The organism is Streptomyces sp. NPDC029138 (assembly GCF_055564375.1).
On sequence record NZ_JBVHWM010000059.1, the window covers coordinates 58,548 to 66,792 of the forward strand.

Sequence of the window (8,245 nt, forward strand, 5' to 3'; positions counted from 1 at the left end):
CCCCGTACGACCATGCCCTCGGCCTGCACACCCGGGACATCGCCCCGTACGACCGGGGCACCGGCCTGCACGCCAGGGACATCGCCCCGTACGACCATGCCCTCGGCCTGCACACCCGGGACATCGCCCCGTACGACCATGCCCTCGGCCCGTACGCCCACGGCCGCGCCACCGCCCCCCACGCCTACGGCACCACCGTCCGCCCCCGTGCCCTCGCCTCGCGCGACGGCCGGGCGGCCGAAGACGACGGTCACCAGTGCCACTCCGAGGACCGCACCGAGCGCCTGCGCCCCCACGAACGCCCCGACCGAGCCCGGCGCGATGCCGGTGAACGTGTCTGTGAACGCCCTGCCGATCGTCACCGCCGGGTTGGCGAACGACGTCGAGGACGTGAACCAGTAGGCCGCCCCGATGTACGACGCCACCGCGGCCGGGGCGAGGTGGGCGCGGCCGACCCGGGACAGGCCGAGGACCACGAGGACCAGGCCGGCGGTGGCCACGACCTCGCCCAGCACCAGGTGCCCGGCCGAGCGGTCGTGCGTGGACCACCGCACCAGCGGCCGGCCGAACATGGCGTCGGCCAGGACCGCACCCGCCACCGCCCCGCCGATCTGCGCGGGGACGTAGGCCACCACGTCCCGCACGGCGAGCCCGTCACCGGCGCGGCGGCCGGTGAACCAGGCCGCCAGTGTGACGACCGGGTTGAAGTGAGCGCCGGAGACGGGCCCGAGCAGGGTGATGAGCACGCCTAGGCCGAAGACGGTGGCCAGCGAGTTGGCGAGCAGCCGCACGCCGACGTCCGGGGAGAGTTCGGTGGCCTGGATGCCCGAGCCGACCACCACCGCGACCAGCGCGGCCGATCCGACGGCCTCGGCCAGGGCCCGTCGCCCCAGGGAGGCGGTCACGCGGGCGCCCCGGCGGCCGTCGGCGTCGTCAGGAACGCCGCGAGACGGTCGAGGGCCCCCGGCCGCACCCAGTAGTAGACCCAGGTGCCACGGCGCTCGCAGTCGATGAGGCCGGCCTGGCGCAGGAGCTTGAGGTGGTGGGAGATCGTCGGCTGGGACAGCTCGAACGCGGGCGTCATCTCGCACACGCACACCTCGCCGCCGTCGCGGGAGGCGATCATCGACAGCAGCCGCAGCCGGACCGGGTCGCCCAGGGCCTTGAAGACCCTGGCCAGCTCGGTGGCCCGCTCGTCGTCGAGGGGGGCCGTGGACACTCCCGCGCAGCAGGCGGCGACCTCGTCCCGGCCGATCACCTCAAGCTCTTGTTTCGACATACGTCTATGTTGACGTTCTTCGAACCAAGGCGCAAGGTTGCATTGCATCAACGAACGTCGATACAGGCCGTTCCGGGGCACCCTCATGCCCCGTCACAAAGGAGTGAGCCATGCCCGAGCAGCCCACCGACCTGCGCGCGACCGGCTTCCACGAGACCGACCTCCGCGAAGCCGTCCGCCGGCGCTACGCCGCCGCCGCCCTGGAGGTCACCGAGGGCAGCGCCTCCTGCTGCGGGCCCCAGCCGGTCGGGGCGGACGAGAACTTCGGCTCAGCCCTCTACGCCCCCGACGAGCGGGAGGCGCTGCCCGCCGAGGCCGTCGCCGCCTCCCTCGGCTGCGGCAACCCGACCGCCGTGGCCGACCTGCGCGAGGGCGAGCGGGTCCTCGACCTCGGCTCCGGCGGCGGCATCGACGTCCTGCTGTCCGCCCGCCGCGTCGGGCCGACGGGGAAGGCGTACGGGCTGGACATGACCGACGAGATGCTCGCCCTGGCGCTGGCCAACGCGCGGCAGGCCGGGGCGACGAACGTGGAGTTCCTCAAGGGCACCATCGAGGCCGTCCCGCTGCCGGCAGGCACCGTCGACGTCGTGATCTCCAACTGTGTGATCAACCTGTCCGTCGACAAGCCGGCCGTCTTCGCCGAGATCTTCCGCGTACTGAGGCCGGGCGGGCGCGTCGGGGTGTCCGACGTCGTCGCCGACGACACCCTCAGCCCCGAGCAGCGGGCCGAGCGCGGCGACCACGTCGGCTGCGTCGCCGGCGCCCTGTCCTTCGCCGAATACCGGACCGGGCTGGAGGCCGCCGGATTCATCGACATCCACATCACCCCTACCCACCCCGTCGCCGACGGCATGCACTCCGCCGTCGTGCGCGCGGTCAAGCCCTGAGACCCCGTCAGTACGCCCCGGCCCGGCTGATATGACTTCTGCATGCTGGAAGAAGCCGCTCAGTCAGCGATCGACATGTTCCTCTCCGCGTTCAACGCCCGGGACGACGGTCAAGTGATCGCCCTGCTGTCCCAGGCGCTCACCTCCGACGTGGTGTTCTGGGGCCCGCTGGGCCGGAGCGAGGGAGTGGAGGCGGTCGAACGGTTCGTGCTGGACATCCGCCGCCACCCCGCCGGCGCCGGCACGATGGTCCGCTGTTCGGCGGTGGACATGCCGGGCGAATGGGCCCGCTACCAGTGGGTCTTCACCACGCCGGACGGGGGGCCGCGGCTGGCCGGGACGGATGTGGTTCACCTGCGGGACAACCGCATCGACCAGATGATCGTCTTCGTGGGGGACATCAAGCCCACCCCCTGACGGAAACCCGTCCCTGACGGAGCCCGCCCGCCGGGCGGAACCCTTACGGCTCCTGAACGTCCGCGAAGTCCCCGGCCGCCTTGACCGCCGGGGTGGTGGAGGTGCCCGCGAAACTCCAGCGCCAGTGCCCGTCCTCCGCCGCCGTGACCGTGGTCGACAGGGTTCGCGGTGCTGGAGGTGGAGACGGTCTTGCGACGCGGCACAGTCCGCGTGGACGGGGGCCGTGGGGCGCGGATCGTTGGGCCGGTCGGGTGTATCCGTCATCCGAATGGCCGCACGTCTGCCGCTCAGGGACCCGGGGGCGGGCTCGCGTGGTGAGGATGGCGGGTGACGGACGTCCTGTCGTGGGCGGACGGCGAGCATCGGGAGACGGACGACTTGTGAGCATCCTCAACGAACCCCAGGACGGTTCCGCGGCAGCCGAGGACTCGTACGAGAACGAGCTGCCGGTCCGGCGCAAGCAGCCCGGCAACGTCGTGGTGAGGTGGCTGACGACCACCGACCACAAGACGATCGGCACCCTGTACCTGACGACATCGTTCGGGTTCTTCCTGGTCGGTGGGCTGATGGCCCTGATCATCCGGGCCGAACTGGCCCGTCCCGGGCTCCAGATGATCTCCAGCGAGCAGTACAACCAGCTGTTCACGATGCACGGCACCATCATGCTGCTGATGTTCGCCACCCCGCTGTTCGCCGGGTTCACGAACTGGATCATGCCGTTGCAGATCGGCGCGCCCGACGTGGCGTTCCCCCGGCTGAACATGTTCGCCTACTGGCTGTACCTGTTCGGCTCGCTCATCGCCGTGGGCGGCTTCCTCACCCCGAACGGCGCGGCCGACTTCGGCTGGTTCGCCTACACCCCGCTGTCGGACGCGGTCCGTTCCCCAGGCGTCGGCGGGAACATGTGGATGCTGGGCCTGGCGTTCTCCGGCTTCGGCACCATCCTCGGCGCCGTCAACTTCATCACCACGATCATCTCCATGCGCGCGCCCGGCATGACCATGTTCCGCCTGCCGATCTTCGTGTGGAACGTGTTCCTGACCAGTGTGCTGGTCCTGTTCGCCTTCCCGGTGCTGGCCGCCGCGCTGTTCGCGCTCGCCGCCGACCGCATCTTCGGCGCCCATGTGTACGACGCGGCCAACGGCGGCCCGATCCTCTGGCAGCACCTCTTCTGGTTCTTCGGCCATCCCGAGGTGTACATCATCGCGCTGCCGTTCTTCGGGATCGTCACGGAGGTCATCCCGGTCTTCGCCCGCAAGCCGATCTTCGGCTACATGGGTCTGGTCGCCGCGACCATCGCGATCACCGGTCTGTCCGTGACGGTGTGGGCGCACCACATGTTCGTCACCGGTGCCGTGCTCCTGCCGTTCTTCTCCTTCATGTCGTTCCTGATCGCGGTACCGACCGGTGTGAAGTTCTTCAACTGGATCGGCACGATGTGGAAGGGCTCGTTGTCGTTCGAGACGCCCATGCTGTGGGTGGCCGGCTTCCTCGTGACCTTCCTCTTCGGTGGGCTGACCGGTGTCATCCTGGCCTCCCCGCCGATGGACTTCCACGTCTCCGACTCGTACTTCGTGGTGGCCCACTTCCACTACGTCGTCTTCGGCACGGTCGTCTTCGCCATGTTCGCCGGCTTCCACTTCTGGTGGCCCAAGTTCACCGGCAAGATGCTCGACGAGCGGCTCGGCAAGATCACCTTCTGGACGCTGTTCGCCGGCTTCCACGGGACCTTCCTCGTCCAGCACTGGCTGGGCGCCGAGGGCATGCCGCGCCGCTACGCCGACTACCTGGCCGCCGACGGCTTCACCGCGCTGAACACGGTGTCGACCATCAGCTCGTTCCTGCTCGGCCTGTCGATGCTGCCGTTCCTCTACAACGTCTGGAAGACGGCCAAGTACGGCAAGCCGGTCGGCGTGGACGACCCCTGGGGCTACGGCCGTTCGCTGGAGTGGGCGACCTCCTGCCCGCCGCCCCGGCACAACTTCCTCACCCTGCCGCGCATCCGCAGCGAATCCCCGGCGTTCGACCTGCACCACCCGGACATCGCGATGCGGGAGCAGGAGGGCCACACCGTCGCGATCCCGAGCGACCGAGGCCGAGGGTGAGCGGCCTGCCCCAGCAGGGGGCCGGAGTCAGCGGCGACCTCGGCAACGAGGTCGAGGGCTACCTGCTGTGGCAGGCCAGGGTCGCGGAGGCGGAGCAGCGCGCGCGGGAGTTCGCCGGCTCCCTGGAGTGGCTGACGACGGCCCAGCGTGAGGAGGTCGAGCGGCGCTATGTCGCCGACAGTCTGCTGCGGGCCCGGGCCGACCTCGAACGCATCGCGGCCCGGTGCGTGTCGCTGCGGGCCGAGTACGAGCACCGTTACGCCATGCTGCGGCGGCGCTGCGTGGGCGTGGCGCTCGCGGTGTGCGCCGGTTTCACCACCGTGGCCGCCCTGCTTCTGGCCCTCTGACCCACTCGCCCGGCGGGCCGGAAGACCGCCGGCCGGTTTGCCGGGGCACGCGCGGGTCACTCGGGGCTGGTGGCATCCCGTGGGGGACGTGAGGTGACCGGGAGGAAGCCGATGAGCGCGGTGACCGTCGCCCGGGCCCAGGGCCTGTTCAATCTCGTCGGCGGTGGGTGGCCCTTGGTGCACCTGCGGAGCTTCGAGTGGGTCTTCGGGCCCAAGACCGACGTCTGGCTCCAGCGGACGACGGCGGGGCTGCTCGCGACGACCGGCTGGAGCCTGCTGCGCACCGGTCCGGCCCCGGAATCCCTCGGCCAGGCGCGCCGGGCGGGCATCGGGTCCGCCGTGACCCTGCTGGCCGTCGACCTCGTCTACGTACCCCTCGGCCGCATCCGGCCCACGTACCTGCTCGACGCGGCGATGCAGGCCGGCTGGCTGGCGGCCTGGTGGCGGTACGGAAGGCCGCGGTGCGGCAGGCACGGCGGGAGGCCCGCGGGCGGAAACCCGCGGGGCCGCCTCCGGTCCGCGCCGCGTGCACGGTGACGCGGTGACGTGGTGACGTGGTGACGTGGTGACGTGGTGACGCGATGCCGGGCAGGCGGGCGCGGATGCGTTTCGACGGATGGATCGTCGGGACCGGGACGGCGTCCGGTACCCGTGTGGTGCTGGGCCACTGGGCACGGTCACCGTTCGGACGGTTCAGCGACGTCATGGTCGAGCGGCCGGACGGGCACCGGCTGCTGCTGGCGCCCTCCCGGCGGACCGCCGACTTCGTCGCCGCGACCTACGTCTTCGACGACGTGCAGGTCACGCCCGTCGCCGTACGGGTCACCGGCCGGAGGTGGCAGATCACGGCCGGCCCGCTCGACCTGCGCCTCACCACCGGCCGGCGCGGCCTCACGGGCCTCCTCCTGCGCGCCGTGCCCGCGCCGCTGGCCGCCCGGCCGGCCTGGACGGTGCTGACGTACCCGCCCGCGCGGCTGCTGCTCGGCGTGCGCACCCGGGGCAGCGCGGGCGGCGGGCGGCGCGAGTGGTACGGCGCCCTCGACCTGCTCCCGGTCGTGTCGGCCACCGCGGTCTACGGCGGCCGGGACCTCGGCCCGCTCGCACCGGTCATGCCGCCCGTGCGGTTCGGGTTCGGTTCGACGCCCCGCAGGCCCAGCGCCGTACGGGTGATCACGACCGTGGCGACCGGCCGGCCTTCCGGCCCGCGCCGGGTGCCGGCCACTCGGACCGGCTGAGATTCAGGTCACCGCCGTCCGCAAGCGGCGCGGTGAGCGTGGCCCCCGCCGACGCGTGCCGAGGTCCGTGCCCGCCGGCTGTACGAGCACAGGCCGTCGCGCTGCCGGGCGAGATGACGGACGGTCGCCGCGCCTGGCCCTTGCCCGGGCCGGCGTCATGAGCCGGCGCCAAGCTGCCGGACGGCGACCCGCTTGGCGCCGCAGCCGCCGCTCTCCCGCGTGGCCCCCGCATACGGCAGCCGGCACCGGCACCGCAGGCACACCTCGCTCGGCACCCCGTCGTTTCTCGGCGGTCCGCGCGGTGGCGCTGCCGTCGGGAGCGGAGCGATGCCGGAAGTTCACCCGAGTCGCTTACAACCCTCACGCACCCTCACGGGTCTCCCCTTCGCCAGCCACCCGACCGTTCCACGGGAGACCCGGACGTGAAGCACCCCCTGCGCGGCGGCACCGCGCTCGCCGCACTGTTCCTCGCGGGTCTGACCCCGCCGGTCCTGTCCGGCACCGCCGTCGCGGCCCCCTCCGGGCTGCCCGGCGACTTCAACGGCGACGGGTACCGGGACGTGGCCGTCGCGGCCCCGTTCGCCACGGCCGGCGGCAAGGCCGAGGCCGGCCAGGTCTCCGCGGTCTACGGAACGGCGAGCGGGCTGAACCCCGCCAGGCACCAGCTGATCAGCCAGAACACCGCCGGCGTTCCCGGGGACGCGGAGAGGTACGACCACTTCGGCGACCAGCTCGCCACCGCCGACCTCAACCGGGACGGCTACGGCGACCTGGTCGTCGGCACCCCGCGCGAGAAGGCGGGCAGCGCGGAGGACGCCGGCACGGTCGTCATCGTCTGGGGTTCGAAGAACGGCCTGTCCGGCGGTACGACGGTGAAGAACCCCCAGACCCTCTACGGCAGTTACTTCGGTCTGAGCATCGCGGCGGCGGACTTCACCGGCGACGGCAAGCCCGACCTGGCGATCTCCGCGCAGAGCGACTCGGGCACCTCCAGCTGGCGCGTCCGGCTGATCCGCGGCCCGTTCGCCAAGTCCGGCACGACCGGCAAGGTCTCCGGCTACGCGCCCGGCGTCGACAAGCCGCGGCTCGCCGCGGGCCGGGTCAGCGGCGACAGCAAGGCCGACCTGGTGGTCACCGGCCAGAAGCCGAACGGCCGCCACCTGGCCACCGCCGTCTACTACAAGGGAACCCCCGACGGCATCAGCAAGGCGGCGAGCCTGCGCACCGCCGAGACGGCCGCGATCGGCGACCTGAACAAGGACGGCTACGGCGACATCGTCCTCGGCAACCCGCTGGACCCGGCCGACGATCCGTCCGCCTCCACCGGCGGCAAGATCCACGTCATCTACGGCACCTCCTCCGGCCCGAGCGCCACCCTCCGGGTCTCCCTCTCGCAGAACACGGCGGGCGTCCCGGACACCTCGGAGGAGGGCGACCGCTTCGGCGAGGCGCTGGCGATCGGCGACTTCGACAAGGACGGCTACGGGGACCTGGCGGTCGGCGCGTCGAGCGAGAGCTTCGGCGACGACGCCCACTACCTCGCGTCCGCCGGTGCGATCACCCTGCTGCGCGGCTCGGCCTCCGGCCTCACCACCTCGCGCGCGGTGTTCCTGACCCAGGACAGCCCCGGCGTGCCGGGCTCCCGGGAGGGGGGCGACGGCTTCGGCCGCACCCTCCTCGCCTCCGACGTCAACCGCGACGGCCGTGCCGACCTGACCGCGGTCGCCGACCAGGAGAACGACCCCGAGGGCGCCCTCTGGCACCTGCCCGGCGCCGCCGGCACGCTGTACTCCACCACGGCGGCCACGACCTTCGGCCCCACCAAGGCGGGCCTGCCGGCGCACGCGTACACGGCCTTCGGGGCGGCTCTGGCGGGCTAGCGGCGGGGGGGGGGGGGGGGGGGGGGGGGGGGGGGGGGGGGGGGGGGGGGGGGGGGGGGGGGGGGGGGGGGGGGGGGGGGGGGGGGGGGGGGGGG

Annotated in this window: 8 protein-coding genes and 2 pseudogenes; 7 read left to right on the forward strand and 3 right to left on the reverse strand. The window is 72.5% G+C overall.

The window, feature by feature from the left end:
- Positions 1-227 precede the first annotated feature (227 nt).
- Positions 228-905, reverse strand: a pseudogene (locus ACZ4WH_RS33310) (aquaporin); the annotation flags it as partial.
- Positions 902-1,279 (reverse strand): ArsR/SmtB family transcription factor, encoded by a 378-nt coding sequence (locus ACZ4WH_RS33315; protein WP_468187861.1) that lies wholly within the window; start codon positions 1,277-1,279, stop codon positions 902-904. The gene ACZ4WH_RS33315 and the pseudogene ACZ4WH_RS33310, both read right to left, overlap by 4 nt.
- Positions 1,280-1,389: 110 nt before the next feature.
- Between ACZ4WH_RS33315 and arsM the strand changes: the two genes are divergently transcribed.
- Both arsM and ACZ4WH_RS33325 read left to right on the forward strand, forming a co-directional pair.
- Entirely contained in the window at positions 1,390-2,166 is a 777-nt protein-coding gene (gene arsM / locus ACZ4WH_RS33320) for an arsenite methyltransferase (RefSeq protein WP_468187863.1), read from the forward strand.
- Positions 2,167-2,208: 42 nt separating this feature from the next.
- Positions 2,209-2,583, forward strand: a complete 375-nt coding sequence (locus tag ACZ4WH_RS33325; RefSeq protein WP_468187865.1) for a nuclear transport factor 2 family protein — start codon at positions 2,209-2,211, stop codon at positions 2,581-2,583.
- A gap of 43 nt (positions 2,584-2,626) precedes the next feature.
- Here ACZ4WH_RS33325 and ACZ4WH_RS33330 read toward each other — a convergent pair.
- Positions 2,627-2,774: pseudogene (locus ACZ4WH_RS33330) on the reverse strand (calcium-binding protein); the annotation flags it as partial.
- Between the two features lie 189 nt (positions 2,775-2,963).
- Between ACZ4WH_RS33330 and ctaD the strand changes: the two are divergent.
- The 5 genes from ctaD (at position 2,964) to ACZ4WH_RS33355 (ending at position 8,150) form a co-directional block, all read left to right on the forward strand.
- Complete coding sequence (gene ctaD, locus ACZ4WH_RS33335; RefSeq protein ID WP_468187866.1) at positions 2,964-4,688, forward strand: aa3-type cytochrome oxidase subunit I; 1,725 nt, start codon at positions 2,964-2,966, stop codon at positions 4,686-4,688.
- Positions 4,685-5,035 carry a cytochrome C oxidase subunit I gene (locus ACZ4WH_RS33340; protein ID WP_468187868.1) on the forward strand — a complete coding sequence of 117 codons (351 nt, stop codon included), beginning with the start codon at positions 4,685-4,687 and terminating at the stop codon, positions 5,033-5,035. The genes ctaD and ACZ4WH_RS33340 overlap by 4 nt, the downstream gene beginning before the upstream one ends.
- 111 nt (positions 5,036-5,146) lie before the next feature.
- Positions 5,147-5,572, forward strand: coding sequence for a hypothetical protein (locus ACZ4WH_RS33345; protein ID WP_468187869.1), 426 nt, complete (start codon positions 5,147-5,149; stop codon positions 5,570-5,572).
- Between the two features lie 65 nt (positions 5,573-5,637).
- Positions 5,638-6,270, forward strand: a complete 633-nt coding sequence (locus ACZ4WH_RS33350; protein WP_468187871.1) for a hypothetical protein — start codon at positions 5,638-5,640, stop codon at positions 6,268-6,270.
- 422 nt (positions 6,271-6,692) lie between these two features.
- Entirely contained in the window at positions 6,693-8,150 is a 1,458-nt protein-coding gene (locus tag ACZ4WH_RS33355) for an FG-GAP-like repeat-containing protein (RefSeq protein ID WP_468187873.1), read from the forward strand.
- Positions 8,151-8,245: the final 95 nt, after the last annotated feature.